Origin of the sequence: Paraburkholderia sp. BR10923 (assembly GCF_040948765.1) — a bacterium.
Classification (GTDB): Bacteria; Pseudomonadota; Gammaproteobacteria; order Burkholderiales; family Burkholderiaceae; genus Paraburkholderia; species Paraburkholderia youngii.
The window spans coordinates 18593-33364 of sequence record NZ_JBFPKO010000027.1 but is presented as its reverse complement, the minus strand read 5'-3'; the positions used below and the strand labels follow the sequence as shown (position 1 = coordinate 33364).

General features: G+C 62.0%; 14 protein-coding genes and 1 pseudogene. 10 read left to right on the top strand and 5 right to left on the bottom strand.

The window, feature by feature from the left end; translation table 11 throughout:
* Window positions 1–267: 267 nt before the first annotated feature.
* Together AB3X94_RS34135 and AB3X94_RS34130 are read left to right on the top strand one after the other, a co-directional pair.
* Complete coding sequence (locus tag AB3X94_RS34135) at window positions 268–1179, top strand: sterol desaturase family protein (protein WP_368613795.1); 912 nt, start codon at window positions 268–270, stop codon at window positions 1177–1179.
* 284 nt (window positions 1180–1463) lie between these two features.
* Window positions 1464–2963, top strand: a complete 1500-nt coding sequence (locus AB3X94_RS34130) for a trypsin-like peptidase domain-containing protein (protein WP_176111695.1) — start codon at window positions 1464–1466, stop codon at window positions 2961–2963.
* A gap of 247 nt (window positions 2964–3210) precedes the next feature.
* Here AB3X94_RS34130 and AB3X94_RS34125 read toward each other — a convergent pair whose 3' ends face one another.
* The 4 genes and pseudogenes from AB3X94_RS34125 to AB3X94_RS34110 all read right to left on the bottom strand — a co-directional run.
* Window positions 3211–3639: a hypothetical protein gene (locus AB3X94_RS34125; RefSeq protein ID WP_368613794.1), complete on the bottom strand. Its 429-nt coding sequence runs from the start codon at window positions 3637–3639 to the stop codon at window positions 3211–3213.
* Between the two features lie 721 nt (window positions 3640–4360).
* The gene (locus AB3X94_RS34120; RefSeq protein WP_368613793.1) at window positions 4361–5068 is read right to left on the bottom strand and encodes a hypothetical protein; all 708 of its coding nucleotides are present in this window, start codon (window positions 5066–5068) and stop codon (window positions 4361–4363) included.
* A gap of 295 nt (window positions 5069–5363) precedes the next feature.
* Entirely contained in the window at window positions 5364–5771 is a 408-nt protein-coding gene (locus tag AB3X94_RS34115; RefSeq protein WP_176112009.1) for an OsmC family protein, read from the bottom strand.
* Window positions 5772–6041: 270 nt separating this feature from the next.
* Window positions 6042–6173, bottom strand: a pseudogene (locus AB3X94_RS34110) (LysR family transcriptional regulator); the annotation flags it as partial.
* On the opposite strand from AB3X94_RS34110, the gene AB3X94_RS34105 reads away from it, so the two are divergent.
* From AB3X94_RS34105 to AB3X94_RS34070, 8 genes are all read left to right on the top strand, one after another.
* On the top strand, window positions 6174–6362 hold the full coding sequence (locus AB3X94_RS34105) for a hypothetical protein (protein ID WP_176111698.1): 189 nt from the start codon (window positions 6174–6176) through the stop codon (window positions 6360–6362).
* Between the two features lie 97 nt (window positions 6363–6459).
* Window positions 6460–7092 (top strand): LysE family translocator, encoded by a 633-nt coding sequence (locus AB3X94_RS34100; protein WP_176111699.1) that lies wholly within the window; start codon window positions 6460–6462, stop codon window positions 7090–7092.
* Between the two features lie 261 nt (window positions 7093–7353).
* Window positions 7354–8436: an ABC transporter ATP-binding protein gene (locus AB3X94_RS34095; protein WP_368613792.1), complete on the top strand. Its 1083-nt coding sequence runs from the start codon at window positions 7354–7356 to the stop codon at window positions 8434–8436.
* Window positions 8426–9352, top strand: a complete 927-nt coding sequence (locus AB3X94_RS34090) for a carbohydrate ABC transporter permease (protein ID WP_176111701.1) — start codon at window positions 8426–8428, stop codon at window positions 9350–9352. Before AB3X94_RS34095 ends, AB3X94_RS34090 begins: the two co-directional genes overlap by 11 nt.
* Window positions 9349–10236 carry a carbohydrate ABC transporter permease gene (locus AB3X94_RS34085; protein ID WP_217710251.1) on the top strand — a complete coding sequence of 296 codons (888 nt, stop codon included), beginning with the start codon at window positions 9349–9351 and terminating at the stop codon, window positions 10234–10236. The genes AB3X94_RS34090 and AB3X94_RS34085 overlap by 4 nt, the downstream gene beginning before the upstream one ends.
* A 128-nt stretch (window positions 10237–10364) precedes the next feature.
* The gene (locus AB3X94_RS34080) at window positions 10365–11699 is read left to right on the top strand and encodes an extracellular solute-binding protein (protein WP_176111702.1); all 1335 of its coding nucleotides are present in this window, start codon (window positions 10365–10367) and stop codon (window positions 11697–11699) included.
* A gap of 115 nt (window positions 11700–11814) precedes the next feature.
* Window positions 11815–13335, top strand: coding sequence for an alpha-N-arabinofuranosidase (locus tag AB3X94_RS34075; RefSeq protein WP_368613791.1), 1521 nt, complete (start codon window positions 11815–11817; stop codon window positions 13333–13335).
* A gap of 34 nt (window positions 13336–13369) precedes the next feature.
* Window positions 13370–14125 carry a FadR/GntR family transcriptional regulator gene (locus AB3X94_RS34070; RefSeq protein ID WP_368613790.1) on the top strand — a complete coding sequence of 252 codons (756 nt, stop codon included), beginning with the start codon at window positions 13370–13372 and terminating at the stop codon, window positions 14123–14125.
* 78 nt (window positions 14126–14203) lie between these two features.
* Here the strand turns inward: AB3X94_RS34070 and AB3X94_RS34065 are convergent, their stop codons facing one another.
* Complete coding sequence (locus tag AB3X94_RS34065; protein ID WP_368613837.1) at window positions 14204–14743, bottom strand: SRPBCC family protein; 540 nt, start codon at window positions 14741–14743, stop codon at window positions 14204–14206.
* Window positions 14744–14772: the final 29 nt, after the last annotated feature.

Genomic DNA, 14772 nt, shown 5'->3' with positions numbered 1-14772 from the left:
GCGTGCCGTCTTGCCGATAATCGCGCAGTCACGATGTAAGTTTGTTGAAATAATTCGGTAGGATGCTCTCGAAGTCAACGAGGGCGAAGCGGCGGCACATCGCCTTGTTCGCCGCGACCCGTGAATAGTGATCCCATGACACTCGGTGAAATACCTTTTGCGTGGCCAGTCACGCGAACCCTGTCTAAAGTGCGCGTATCGATGCGATGCACTGACCCCTCACCACCGCAGACGATACCTCCCGCCACCACCCGATATGGCATCGTCATGGAATCCTTCACAAAACTTCTTCTTGCCGTCACCGGCGTCGTCGTTGTCGTTTCGCTGATCGACGCAGTCGTGCTGAGCCGCAGGAAGAGTGCGTCCTCACCATTTGCCTGGCACGAGGTGTGGATCTCACTGTTCGACCTGGCCGCGCGCAGGCTGATGTCGCTGCTGCCGATCTCGGTCGCGACGCCAATTTTCAGCTTCGTGTACGACCATCGCATCTTTACGGTCGGCATCAATAGCGCGCTCATGGTGTTCGCGCTTTTCATCGGAATGGAGTTCTGCTACTACTGGTATCACCGTGCGTCGCATCGCGTGCGCTTCTTCTGGGCCACGCATGCCGTGCACCATTCGCCGAACCAGTTGACGCTTTCAACGGCCTATCGTCTCGGCCTGACCGGCAAACTGACCGGCTCGACGCTGTTCTTCGCGCCGCTCGTATGGCTGGGGATCAAGCCCGAGGTCGTGCTGCTCACGTTGTTCCTCAATCTCATGTACCAGGGCTGGTTGCATACCACGTACATTCCCAAGCTGGGCTGGTTCGAATATCTGTTCAATACGCCGTCACACCACCGTGTGCACCATGCATCGAACGTCGATTATCTGGACGCGAACTATGGTGGCGTGCTGATCATCTTTGACCGGCTGTTCGGCACCTACGTGGAAGAACGCGCTGACGAACCGTGTCGCTACGGTCTCGTGACGCCGACCACGTCGCGCAACCCGCTCGTCGTCGAGTTCGAGCACTGGGCCACGCTGATTCGCGATATGGTCAATGCGAAGAGCCCGTGGATCGCGATCAATCACGTGATCCAGCCGCCGGGTTGGCTGCCGCACGGCGGAGGCGAAACGACCGAAGAACTGCGCCGCAAGAGCAAACAATCCGGCGCGGCGGGAGCGGTCAACGGCTAAGCTTTTAGTCAGGAAGTACGAAATTGCACCGGTCCGTGGCCAAGCGATTCGCGAAATCCGTAGCTGGTCTGGGTTGTATCGAGCTGTCTCAGTCATCCACGTCATTCTCTATATTCTGGCGCGCCAGAACTGGGTGATTTTGCCTTCGTGGCGAGCCGTGTCACACCGGAGCGCCGCCAGAGGCATAGAATTATTTCATCAGCGTCTGTCCTGTTCGCCATCGCTGTTAGCCTTGGTCGCTTCAGACTTCGATACGCTGCGATGACGACCGCCTCGGAGGCGCCGTGTTCCGCCGGACCTTGAATCGCACCTTGCTCCATGCTGCGGTGGTAGCTGGACTTCTGGGCGGCTGTCCGTGCCTCTTGCCAGCTGCGCTCGCCGGCGACAACGCCTCGCCCAAGTCCGCCCAGGGGAAGTTGGTTGCACCGGCCAATGCCACGACGCCATCTGACTTCCCCACCATGGTCGAGCGATACGGGCCCGCTGTAGTCCATATCCGCGCAACGGCTGCAGAGAAGCAAACATCGGCGCCGCCCCCTGAGGACATCGGCCCCCACGATCCGATTGCCGCGTTTTTCAGCGGCGTCGCGCCGCAATCCCCGGAGCCGCAACGCAATATTGCTCGCGTGACAACGGGCACCGGCTCCGGTTTCATCATCAGCCCCGATGGCCTCATTCTGACCACCGCACATGTGGTGGATCAGGCGGACGAAGTCACGGTCAGTCTGACCGACCGGCGGGAGTTCAAAGGCAAGGTGCTCGTCGTCGACACAGATAGCGACGTTGCGGTGATTCAGATCGATGCTGCGACGCTGCCGACCGTCAAGCTTGGTGACTCGTCGCGCGTGCGCGTCGGTGAACAGGTGCTGACGATCGGATCGCCCGACCGTTACCAGAACACCGTTACGACTGGCATTGTTAGCGCCACGTCGCGCCTGTTGCCCGACGGCAGCAGTTTTCCCTTTTTCGAGACCGAGGTCGCCGCCAGTCCCGACAATTCGGGCGGTCCTTTGTTTGACCGGGCGGGCGACGTGATCGGCATCGACGTGCAGGTTTATCCGGACGCGGAGCGGTACCCGAGCCTGACCTTTGCGATTCCGATCAACTCGGCGAATAAGGTGCGAGCGCAGTTGCAAACCCAGAGCAATGGCCCGGCGGGCATTCTTGGTGTAGAGGTTCAGGACGTCGGACCTGGGTTGGCGGTGGCCATTGGCCTGCAACGGCCGGCCGGGGCGCTCGTCAACGTCGTCACGCCTGGTACGCCGGCCGCCGCGAGTGGCATTAGGCCTGGCGACGTGATCATGCAGATTGGCAACAGGACGATCGCTCGCTCGGCCGAACTGTCCCAGTATGCCGCCGGGCTGCAGCCCGGAACGAAGACGACGCTCACGCTGATCCGCAGCCGAAAGCCGATGACGATTGAAATCATCGTCGGCGCGCCCGGCGCAACCCCAAGCGCCGTGCAAACCCCTGACGCAGCGTCGAATCCCCCTCCGACCCAAAGTGCAAGCGCCGCACCGGATCGCCTTGGCTTGACGATGCATCCGCTGAACAACGACGAGAAGCGGGCGAATGATCTTCCGGAAGGGATGATGGTGGACCAGGTGACCGGACCTGCGGCGACGGCTGGCATTCGCACTGGCGATATCGTCCTGTCCTTCAATGGCGAGCTGATCGAATCCCGGGAGCAAGCGAGCGCAGTGGAAGAAAAGGCGAAGAAAGCGATATCGGTGCTGATCCAGCGTCAAAATGCTCGCCGGTTTGTCTCCGTCACGCTCAGGTGACCGTCGCTGCGTGATGCGCATGCAAAGTGCCTCATAACGCAAGCGGGACTAAGGCGACGCAAACCACAACCCCGCCCGGCACGGACCCTGTTGAGCCGTGTATGCCCATGCTATGTCCACGATCTCATAGCTTCATTGGGATGCGACCGATCAGGCACAGCGAATGCTCCGTCTGCATGAGTCGCCGCCGACATTGGAGGGATTGCGCAGAGGTGCGCCGGAGGGCGATTCCGGCCACTAGTCCAGATCAGCCACGAAGATGGCGGACGTTTTCATAGCTCAAAGGCTTAGGATAGAAAAGCTGATTCACGGCTGCCCATTGCCGTGACGGAACCGTGGGCGAACAGGCCGAACCGCGGCTCATTTCGATGAGTTCTCCGTAAGGGGACGGCAGATGAACGTAGTGAATGGAAGGACCAGGCGAAACGATCCGAAGCGTGTTGGAATGTTCAGGCAGACCGGGCATCCGGGTTCGGGTGCAGGTAGCCCGGATGCAGACATCGATACCGCACAGCCTTCGCGTGGCAGACATCTCGCGCTTTGGGCTGGGTCGGCAAGCGCGTTGGCTGTCGCGGTCATGGGTGTGGTCGCGCAAATCGATCGGTTCGACGATGATCAGGCGCTCGGGATTATCGAAACCACGTCGCCAGCGCCACACACGACGTGGTTCGGACATGTCGCGCTGCCGCCGTCGCCTCCCACTCACCCAACCGCGATTGGCAGTGCTGAACTCGCCCCGCCCGCGTTTTCCGTTCCGTCCGATCATGGCGCTAAAGCTACTCCGGATAGTGCTGCGCCGCAGTCGGTTACGCGAGGGCCCGACCAGGCAAGCTATACCGCTACACAAGCTCGCCGCCATTCGGCGCCGGACGTGAGAGCAATCGAGCGGCATGCGAGCGGGATCACTGGACCCAGATCGCCGACGCCACGAGCGTCTTCGTCCGATCATGTCGCAGGACCATCGCCAGTTCCTGCGCTGGGATCTGCAACTAGCAGTGCTGAGCACGCCCCACGCGGGTCTTCCGCTTCGCTCGATCACCGCAGTGCACCTTCTCCGAATACTCGCGGCGCACCTTCTCGGAATTCTGCTTCACTGCAACTGGTTCAAAGGCAGCCTGCAGGCGGTCGCGCAGGAGGCGGTTTGGGCGCGGGCGGTTCAGGGGTAGGCGCAGCCGGTCCGGGTGCGGGCGGTTCGAATGCCGGCAACTCGGGTGCAGGCGCGGTCGGTTCGGGCGGACGTGGTTCTGGTGCAGGTGCCGGTGGCTCGAGTGCAGGTGCAGGCAGCTCCGGCGCAGGCGCGGCCGGTTCCGGTGCCGGTGGTTTGGGTGCCGGCAGCTCGAATGCCGGCAGTTCGGGCGTAGGCGGTCGCGGTGCGGGCAGTTCGGGTGCGGGCAGTTCTAGTGCGGGCAGCTCGGGTGCGGGCAGCTCGGGTGCAGGCAGCTCGGGTGCAGGCAGTTCTGGCGCAGGCAGTTCGGGCGCAGGCAGTTCGGGCGCAGGCAGTTCGGGCGCAGGCAGTTCGGGTGCAGGCAGTTCGGGTGCAGGCGGTCACGGTGCAGGCAGTTCGGGTGCAGGCAGCTCGGGCGCAGGCGGTTCAGGCGCAGGCGGCTCCGGCGCCGGTAGTTCTGGCGCAGGCAGTTCGGGCGCAGGCGGTCACGGTGCAGGCAGTTCGGGTGCAGGCAGTTCGAGTTCAGGCAGTTCGGGTTCAGGCAGTTCGGGTTCAGGCAGTTCGGGTTCAGGCAGTTCGGGTTCAGGCAGTTCGGGCGCAGGCGGTTCGGGCGCAGGTGGTTCGGGCGCAGGCGGTTCGGGCGCAGGCGGTTCGGGTTCAGGCAGTTCGGGCACAGGCAGTTCGGGCGCCGGTGGTCACGGTGCAGGCAGTTCGGGGGCAGGCGGCTCGGGCGCAGGCGGTTCAGGTTCAGGCGGCTCGGGCGCAGGCGGTTCGGGCGCAGGCGGTCACGGTGCAGGCAGTTCGGGTGCAGGCAGTTCGGGTGCAGGCGGTTCGGGCGCGGGTGGTCACGGCTCAGGCGGTCCGGGTGGAGGCGGTCACGGCTCAGGCGGTTCGGGCGGAGGCGGTTACGGCGGAGGCGGTTCGGGCTCGGGCGGGTCAAGATAATCCGCCGCCTCGTTTTCGGCCGCGCAGCCGATGTTGATTGACGCAGGCAAGCGCTTATTGATTGACGCGCTTTTTTTGATTGTCGCCGATGCGGCTCTTGTTCGATGCGCGGCACGATTGGATGGAACTTGAAGGGTTAAATAAATCCCTTGCGTATGTCCCTCCGATGGCTGTATGCAGCCGCCCGCCCTGTTCTGGCAACACTGAGAGGCAAACGTCAGTTGCCGAAGCGCATCGACCATATGAGAGCAATGACGGGAACTAGCCTGCAGTACGCGTTCGTCCGCTCTTCACCGCTCCATCATCGTGGTGTCAATGCGCGTGCCGCGCTTGATGAAGAGCGTGACGGGCGTCTTTTCGCAGATCTCCGCGAGTCGAGCCCGTTGCGTGGCGTCGAGCGGCGCATCCACTTTGACGGTGCGACGAATGTACGGGTTGCGCTCCTGGTCCGCGTGCAGCGTCGCGGTCACATCGATGGCGCCGTCGGGCCAGCCCTTGCGCTGCATGTACATGCGCAGCGTCGCGGACGTGCACGCGGCGAGACCCGCAAGCACGAATTCGAAAGGGGCGGGCCCGCGATCCTCACCGCCTTCGTGCGGGCCTTCGTCGCCAGCGAGCGCATGGCGGCCGGCTTCGAGGGCCACGAGATAGTTGGGAGCATCGGCGGCGAGCCGTGCGGAGGCGGTGGCGAGCGGCATGGTAACTCCTCGGAACTGGGCGCCACCGCAGCGGTGGTCGATTGCGGGGGCGCGTTCAATATCGCCGGCTGCGTGCGGCAAGAGGCCAGTAAGCGCTGCCGTATTTGCGTACAGCAGCAACGTACCACGTTCACCGGCACCGAAGTCGCGTAGTTCCCCCTGCAACAGACTGTGTTGTCGGAGAATCAGACGCGCATGGTGCGCGAGCGCCTCTCCTGCCTCGGTGGTCACTACGTCCCGGCGGCTTCTTTCAAGCAGAACGACACCTGCATCCGACTCGATGTTACTGATCCGCTCGCTTGCCGACGCCAATGCGAGATTTGCCTGTCGGGCCCCGGCTGCAATGCTGCCAGCATCGACCACGCAAACGAACAGACGCAGATCCGCGAGATCGAATCTCATATGCTCGCCCGTGGCGCGTTCATGATTGACCGGCTCGGCGTGTCGCTGCTGGCTGTCGTGCCCGCTCTCGCTGGAATGTGGTTGGGCTCGATGGTGCGGCAGAAGATCAGTCCAAAAACCTTCCGCCGTTGCTTTCTCTATTCCTCATCGTCCTGGGTTCTCGAACTGGCGCTGCATCCGTTCGCTTGAGTCTCGCAAAACATCTGCTGGCGGCAACCCGCAAAGCTAGTGGAAAATCACGGATGAAAATTCGCCGCCTTCGATACGCGTAACTTTGGAGTTTTCGATGCCCAATCTAAGCCATTTCCTTTCATTCGGTCTCGTTGCATTCGGCATGGTGCTTACCCCCGGACCGAATATGGTTTATCTGATTTCACGCTCCATCTGCCAAGGTCGTCAAGCTGGACTTATCTCCTTGGCTGGCGTCGCCCTTGGTTTCGTCTTCTACATGCTGTGTGCCGCATTCGGCATCACCGCTCTGGTTCTCGCTATACCCTACGCCTACGATGCGCTCCGCTTTGGCGGCGCGATGTATCTGCTCTATCTTGCGTGGCAAGCAGTCAAGCCCGGCGGACGCTCACCATTTCAGGTCCGCGATCTTCCCGTGGACAGCCGTCGCAAACTGTTCCTGATGGGGTTCACCACCAATCTGCTGAACCCCAAAATCGCCGTGCTTTACCTGTCGCTATTGCCTCAGTTCATTGATCCGTCGCACGGCAGCATATTTCATCAATCGCTTGCGCTGGGTGCAACGCAGATCGTGATCAGCGTCTGCGTGAATGCAGCCATTGCGACTATGGCTGGCTCGATTGCCGGATTTCTCGCGAGCCGCCCGACGTGGATTACGCTTCAACGCTGGTTGATGGGCACGGTGCTAGCGGGCCTTGCAGTCCGTATGGCAACGGAAGCCCGCCGGTAACCTTTCCTGTTCCGCGCCCACGAATGGACGACCTTGTCTTTGGCTTAGAAAGCGCTTCGGCATCGGCCGCAAATTCTCGTTTTGAATTGCGTATTGCGAAGGCAATTCAATACGCATATCCCGATACCAAATCCGAATAGATCAATATCGAAATAGGGATTGGACGAATCAAAGCGATCGAAATTACTATATTTTCATAATATCAAAGCAGACAAATACAAACAGAGACGGCAGTTCCGGGACATAACCCAAGGAGGCACGGTGACGGGCATTCAGCTCAACGGCGTGACAAAGCGGTATGGCGAGACGGAAGTGATCACCGGTCTCGACCTGAACATCCATGAAGGCGAATTCCTCGTCTTTCTCGGCCCGTCCGGTTGCGGCAAGTCGACGCTGCTACGCATGATCGCCGGGCTGGAGGCCGTCAGCGAAGGGCAGATCAGCATCGGTGGCCGCGAGGTCACGCACCTGCCGCCGGCGAGGCGCGACGTCGCGATGGTGTTTCAGCACTACGCGCTCTATCCGCACATGACGGTCTACGACAACATGGCGTTCGGCTTGCGCAACTCGGGCGTCGTCGCGAGCGAGATCAACCGGCGCATTACCGAGGCCGCTCGCATGCTCGAACTCGATGCGCTGCTCACGCGCCGCCCCGCGCAACTGTCGGGTGGTCAGCGTCAGCGGGTCGCGATTGGCCGCGCGGTGGTCAAGGAACCGGAAGCGTTCCTGTTCGATGAGCCGTTGTCGAACCTCGATGCGGCGTTGCGCACGCGTACCCGGGTCGAACTGGCGCGGATCCATCGGCGCCTCAGCTCGACGATGGTCTTCGTCACACACGACCAGATCGAAGCGATGACGCTCGCCACACGCATCGTCGTGATGAACCGCGGCCGCATCGAGCAGATCGGCGCGCCGCTCGATATCTACCGGCGTCCGGCCACGCGCTTCGTGGCCGGCTTCATCGGCGCACCGGCAATGAACTTCATCGATGTCGAACCGGCCGGCGAAAACGGCGGCCGTGTGCGCGTGCGCCTGCCCGTCGACAACGTCGTGATTCCGACCACGATCGCGGCCGGCAGATTGCCTCCGGGCCAACTCACGCTCGGCATCCGCGCCGAGCATGTGGTGATCGACGCGGCCGGCGCGCTCAATGGGCGCGCCGAATTCATCGAGCGCCTCGGCGACCGTTCGCTCGCGCACGTGAGTCTGGCCAGCAATCAGCTGATCGTCATCGAGATTCCGCGCGAGTACGAATTGCAGCCCGGCGACCCGGTACGTATGAATCTCGATGCTGCCCATCTGCATCTGTTCGACGCCAACGGGAGCGCGCATCATGGCGGCTGATCGCCCGCTGACGGCCGGTCTGCCGAAAGCGCGGCAGCGCCGTTTCAACTATCCCCTCGCGTCCTGGTCGAACGGGCTGTTCGTATTGCCGTTCGTGATCGTCTACGTGCTGTTGCTGGTCGTGCCGCTTATGTACGGCTGGTGGCTGAGCTTGCAGAACGTCGATCTGCTCGGTGGCACGTCCGAGTTCATCGGCCTGAAGAACTATCTAGACCTCGCGTCCGATCCGATCTTTCGCGGCGCCGTGCGCAACACGTTCTACTTCGTGTTCATGACCGTGCCGATGTTCGTCGCGCTCGGTCTTGCGCTCGCGCTCGTGCTCAATCGGCCGGGCCGATTTTGCGCCGCGCTGCGTGCGATCTTCTTCGGTTCGTCGGTGCTGTCGGTGACGATCGTCACGCTCGTCTGGAAGCTGGTATTGATGCCGGGTCATGGGCTGCTGGCCGACGTCAGCCGCGCGCTCAACATCCCCGAGTACGTGCCGCTCGTCCATGAAGCCACGGCGCTGCCGATGATCGCGATCGTCACCGTGTGGTGGATCGTGGGCCTGCCGATGATGCTGTTTCTCGCCGCGCTTCAGCAGATCCCGCAGGAGTTATACGAAGCGGCTGCGCTCGATAACGCGACCCGTTGGCGCACCTTCGTAGCGATCACGCTGCCGTCGATCCGGCGCACCGTCGCGCTAGTTGCGGTGATCGAAGCGGTGTTCCAGTTCCAGCTGTTCGGTCAGGCGCAATTGCTGACCGGCGGCGGACCGAACAATGCATCGCGACCGCTCGTCCAGTTCATTTACGAATCCGGCTTTCGCCAATGGTTGTTCGGCTATTCGGCTGCCGCGGCCCAGGTGCTGTTCGCGCTGATGCTGCTAGGTATCGCCGTGCAGTCATGGATCGTACGCAGAAAGGACCCCGCATGAGTACCGCCGCAATGCAATCCGCTTCGAATCCCGCTGGTCCCGAACGTTCGCGCGGTTCGTTAGCCGGTCGTCTCGGCGAGCGCGTGATGCTGGGCGCCGTGGTGCTGCTCGCGCTCGTGTGGATCGCGCCGCTGGTCTGGGTGTTCGCGCTGTCGTTCAAGCCGAACGCCTTCCTGCAGCAGCATACAGATGTGCTGTTCTCGCCGCCGTTCACGCTGCAGAACTACGCCAGCATCATCGGCACCTCAGCTGTCGGCGGCTGGTTGGTCAACAGCGCGATCGTCGCGCTGGGCCAGACCCTGCTGACGCTCGTCATCGCGTCGCTCGCTGGCTACGGCTTCGCGCGCACGACGTTTCCGGGCAAGCGCTGGCTTTACGTGGTCTGCCTCGCCGGGCTCGCGGTTCCCGAGCAGGCGCTCGTGATTCCGCTGCATAGCCTGTTCGCGTCGCTCGACTGGCACAACACCTATGGCGCACTGATCATGCCGCGGCTCGCGTCACCGTTCGGCGTGTACCTGATGACCCAGTACTTCAAGGCCGTGCCGGTCGAAATCGAGGAAGCCGCGCTGCTCGACAACGCGTCGCGCTTCAAGGTGTTCTGGCGCATCGTGCTGCCGCTGTCGATTCCGGCACAGGCGACGCTTGCGATCTTCACCTTCCTCAGCGCGTGGAACGACTACCTGTGGCCGCTCGTGTCGGCGTCGAAGCCGGAGATGTATACGTTGACGATCGGCCTCGCGTCGACGCAAGGCAATTTCGCGCAGTCCGAGGGCATTGGCTACCTGATGGCGCAAGCCGTGTTCGCCGGCCTGCCAATCTTCGTGCTGTACCTGTTTTTCCAGAAGTACATCGTGGCCGCCGTTGCGGGCACCACGGTGCGCTGAACCGCTGGCCGATGTTTCCAGACATCGGCGCCTTGCTTGAAAAGAACCGGTCACTCCGGTAACCCATAGCGGCCGCGCGGTGTCGATCGGAAATACGCGGCTCATCGAGTATTCGACAGGAGACAACCATGAAGAGATCGCTCGTACGCGGTGCGCTTTTGCTTGCCTTGCTGAGTCTGACGGCCGGCCTCGCGGCTCCCGCTCAGGCCAAAACCGAAATTACGCTATCGCGCTTTTTCGGCGCCTGCGACGCTGAATACGGCAATGTGAACGACGTGAGCAAGGCCGCGGGTGAGTGCGGAATCATCACGACGCTGGTCAATGAGTTCAATGCGACGAACAAGGAAGACATCGTCGTCAAGCCGCAGATCATCGAATGGTCTCCTTACTATACGCAGATCGATGCGCGCATTCTGAGTCACGACGTACCGACGATCTCGGTCATGCACGAAGCAGTGCTCGGCGACTATGTGAAGCGCAAGCTCGTCGAACCGCTCGACACCGGGTTCAAATCGGTGGGGATCGATACGAAGGACTTCACGGATCACGCGCGCCGCGGCGTCACGTTCGACGACAAAACCTACGCGTTGCCGTTCGACACGCATTCGTGGCTGTGGCATATCAACATCAATCTGTTCAGGAAGGCGGGTCTCGTCGACGCGAGCGGCAAGCCGATCCTGCCGAGCACGCCCGACGAACTGCTGAAGCAGGCGAAACAATTCAAGGACAAGACCGGTCTGCCGTACCTCACGATGCCGATCGCCAACGAGAGCGCCGCGCAGACCCGCTCGTTGTACACGATGGTCTATCAGCAGAACGGTACGCTCTTCCCGTCGGGCCCGACAAAAATCGATCCGCGCGTCAAGCCCGTGACCAATGCGCTGCAATTGCTGGATGGGCTGATGAAGGCGGGCGATATCACCCCGAACCTCGACTACGGTGCGTCGAACCAGGCGTTCATGAACGGCAAGGCAGGGGTGCTGATCTGCGGCACATGGGTGATCGAGGACTTGACCAATCTGTCGAAGAAAGCCGATTCGCCGCTCGCCAACAACGGCTACGAGGTCGTGCCGTTCCCGAACCTGTTCCAGAAGAAAGCGGTGTGGGCCGATGGCCACTCATGGGTCATGCTCAAGGGCGGCGCGAAAGACGACAAGAGCCGCCACGCCGCGTTCGTGTTCCTCAAGTTCCTCTACGACCACGACGCCGACTGGGCCCGCACCGGGCATCTGCCGGCGCGGCAGTCGGTCGTCGATAGCGCGGCGTTCAACGCGTTGCCGCATCGCGCGGAGATCAAGGAGATCTCGTCCACCGGCTATGCGCTGCCGAACACGGTGCCGCGCCAGTTCGCGATTCAGGAGATCGTCGGCAGCGAGGTCAGCAACATGTTGACCTCGGGCAAGCCGATCGCCGCCGTCGAACAGGATGCGCAAGATCGCGTCAACAAGCTGCTGTCCAGGTAGTGGCCGCGCGCCTGACCCGAACTCAACGGAACCTCACCGAACCCAACCGAGCTCAAAAGCCGGCGTGCCGCATCGCGCGGCACGCGCAGGCGATCTCACCACAGGACCTATCACAATGATTACCTCCCGCCTTGTCGTCGACCGGGATTTCGTCGTCGCGGACCTTGACCGGCGCTTGTTCGGTACGTTCGTCGAACATATGGGCCGCTGCGTCTATACCGGCATCTATGAGCCGGATCACCCCGACGCGGATGAGCGTGGCTATCGAAAAGACGTGATGGCGCTCACGCGCGAACTCGGGCCGACGATCGTCCGTTACCCCGGCGGCAATTTTCTGTCGGGCTATAACTGGGAAGACGGTGTCGGCCCGAAGGCGCAAAGGCCGAAGCGGCTCGATCTCGCGTGGTATTCGGTCGAGACCAATCAGTTCGGCACCAACGAATTCATCGACTGGTGCCGCGAGCTCGATATCGAGCCTATGTACGGAGTCAATCTCGGCACGCGTGGACCGGACGAAGCGCGCCATTTCGTCGAGTACTGCAATCACCCCGGCGGCACCGCGCTATCGGACTTGCGTCACGAACATGGTTATGCGAAGCCGCACGACATCAAGTTCTGGTGTCTCGGCAACGAGATGGACGGCCCCTGGCAAATCGGCCGCAAGACCGCCGACGAGTACGGCCGGGTCGCGCTCGAAACGGCCAAACTGATGCGCGCGGTCGATCCCACCATTCAACTCGCGGCGTGCGGCTCGTCGACCCATGACATGCCGACCTATGGAGCATGGGAAGATCGCGTGCTCGAACACTGCTTCGATCAGGTCGACTTCATCTCCTTGCACACGTACTTCGAGAACCGTCATGACTCGACCGCGGAATTCTTCGGCAACATCGACGTGATGGATCTGTTCATCAAGGAGATCGTCGCCGTTGCGGACAGCGTGGCGGCGCGCAAGCATTCGAGCAAACGCATCATGCTGTCGTTCGATGAATGGAATGTCTGGTACAAGGCGCGCTCGATCAACGATCTGCGCAAACCGGGCTGGCCAAGCGCGCCGCGCCTGATCGAGGAGGTCTACAACGCCGAGGACGCGCTGGTGGTCGGCAGCGCACTGATCACGATGATGAACAACGCGGATCGCGTCAAAACGGCGTGCCTCGCGCAACTCGTCAACGTGATCGGACCGATCATGACCGAGCCGGGCGGAGCCGCCTGGCGGCAGACGATCTTTTATCCGTTCTCGCAGGCGTCGAAGTTCGGTCACGGCCGCGTGCTCAAGCCGGTGATCGAATCGCCGGCCTACGAGGCCGAGACCTTTTCCGAAATCGCCTACCTGTGCGCCGCCGTAGTCGACGACCGCGCGAGCGGCACCACGACGATCTTCGCGTTGAACCGGCACCTGACCGACGAGATGGACCTCAGCATCGAATTGCGCGGCCTCGGCGTGGAGCGCACGCTCGATCACGCGCTCGAACTTCACCACCCGAACATGAAGGCGGTGAATACGCGCGAAGCGCCGCTGACGGTCGTGCCCGCAACCAACGAGAAGATCTCGGTCGATGGCGAAAAACTGACGGCGCGCCTGAAGCCGGGCTCGTGGAACGTGATCGTCACGACTGCGGCAAAGCGCGGCTAGGTGGTTCGCACGGGAAGTCTACGAAGGAGGGGTGATGTTCGAGCGTGAGCCCGTCGTAGGGACGATGACCGCGCAGGTCGCGCGGATCGTCGGCATGAGGATCGTCTCGGGCGAATTCGGCCCTGGTGATCTGCTCCCTGTCGAAAGCGAGTTGTGCACCGAGTACCGTGTGAGTCGCACGACCGTGCGCGAGGCGATCAAACAGCTCACCGGCAAGCGCCTGATCGAAGTGACGCCGAAGATCGGCACGCGCGTGTTGCCGTTCTCGGACTGGAATCTGCTCGACCGTGACGTGCTCGCGTGGCGGCTCAATGCGCAATTCGATTCGAAGATCGTCGAGGACATCTTCGAGATGCGCATCTGTTTCGAGCCGCGCGCGAGCTTTCTGGCGGCGCGGCACGGCAGCGACGACGACCTTCAGCTGATCGAGCGCCGCTATCGCGAGCTGGCGAGCGCTTATGCTTCGCCGTCGGCGCATTCGGATGTGCGCGCGGTGAGCGAAGCGGTGCTGGAATTTCATATGGCGATCATCGCGATGTCGCAGAACGGCATGTTCATTACGATCGGCAGTGCGATCAAGGCGGCGTTGCGGGTGTCGTCGGAGATGCTGCTGCGGCAGGCGGCGCGGCCGAGCGAAGATATCGAGCTGCATGACGCGGTGCGTCGCCGGATCGTTGCGCGCGAGCCGGAGGCCGCGTCCGCCGCGATGACGCGTCTGCTCGAAGCATCGCGCGAAAGGATGCTGCGCTACACGATCAGCCCGAAAGACGTGGCGTGGCGCGAGCGTTAGAAGACGTGGGCGGATCGGGCGCATACCGCTCGCGCAACTCGACGTGTCGCTGCGCCTGGAGATTCGGAAAAATCCGGGCTACGGCATTGTTTCCAATGCTTTCTTCAGTCGCGCGACTGCCTCGTCGGATTCCTGCTGGATTCTCGTTCGAACGAACAAGACATTTAACACCGCAAACCACAGTGTCGGTGCGCGGTACACGAACTCGCGCTCGAATCGTGTCCCGGACGCTACGGGCGTCAGAGCGTAGCGCACTGTGCCTGCTGGCTTCCCGTCTATCGTGCCGACAATTGCCCATTTGCGCGGACGGTCCCGTACGGCGACGGTCCACAGGACGCTTCCCCGCCGACCCGCCACGCGAAATTCTTCCGCAACCTGTTCACCAACGTTTAACGAGTGGTCGATCGCCCCTCTTACCGATAGCGAAGACGGGTGCCAGCGGGGCCAGTGAGCGGGTGTCGTTACGTAGTCGAAAACCACCGTATCCGGTCGCTCGATCGAGATCACGGTGGCAATCCTCGTCGTAAGATTGACCAGCCGAGGCAACGGGACGGCAAGCAGTGCAGCGACCGCGACGACTGCCAGGACCGCGCTCATCCATTTCGATGGCCATTTCATCCGGGACTCGAGAAGTACGGCTTCGTCGT

Coding starts and splice junctions, on each gene's coding strand:
- AB3X94_RS34065 (WP_368613837.1), bottom strand. CDS start 14,743: ATGAAATGGCCATCGAAATGGATGAGCGCGGTCCTGGCAGTCGTCGCG.
- AB3X94_RS34135 (WP_368613795.1), top strand. CDS start 268: ATGGAATCCTTCACAAAACTTCTTCTTGCCGTCACCGGCGTCGTCGTT.
- AB3X94_RS34075 (WP_368613791.1), top strand. CDS start 11,815: ATGATTACCTCCCGCCTTGTCGTCGACCGGGATTTCGTCGTCGCGGAC.
- AB3X94_RS34105 (WP_176111698.1), top strand. CDS start 6,174: ATGCTCGCCCGTGGCGCGTTCATGATTGACCGGCTCGGCGTGTCGCTG.
- AB3X94_RS34080 (WP_176111702.1), top strand. CDS start 10,365: ATGAAGAGATCGCTCGTACGCGGTGCGCTTTTGCTTGCCTTGCTGAGT.
- AB3X94_RS34085 (WP_217710251.1), top strand. CDS start 9,349: ATGAGTACCGCCGCAATGCAATCCGCTTCGAATCCCGCTGGTCCCGAA.
- AB3X94_RS34100 (WP_176111699.1), top strand. CDS start 6,460: ATGCCCAATCTAAGCCATTTCCTTTCATTCGGTCTCGTTGCATTCGGC.
- AB3X94_RS34115 (WP_176112009.1), bottom strand. CDS start 5,771: ATGCCGCTCGCCACCGCCTCCGCACGGCTCGCCGCCGATGCTCCCAAC.
- AB3X94_RS34125 (WP_368613794.1), bottom strand. CDS start 3,639: ATGTCCGAACCACGTCGTGTGTGGCGCTGGCGACGTGGTTTCGATAAT.
- AB3X94_RS34070 (WP_368613790.1), top strand. CDS start 13,370: ATGTTCGAGCGTGAGCCCGTCGTAGGGACGATGACCGCGCAGGTCGCG.
- AB3X94_RS34090 (WP_176111701.1), top strand. CDS start 8,426: ATGGCGGCTGATCGCCCGCTGACGGCCGGTCTGCCGAAAGCGCGGCAG.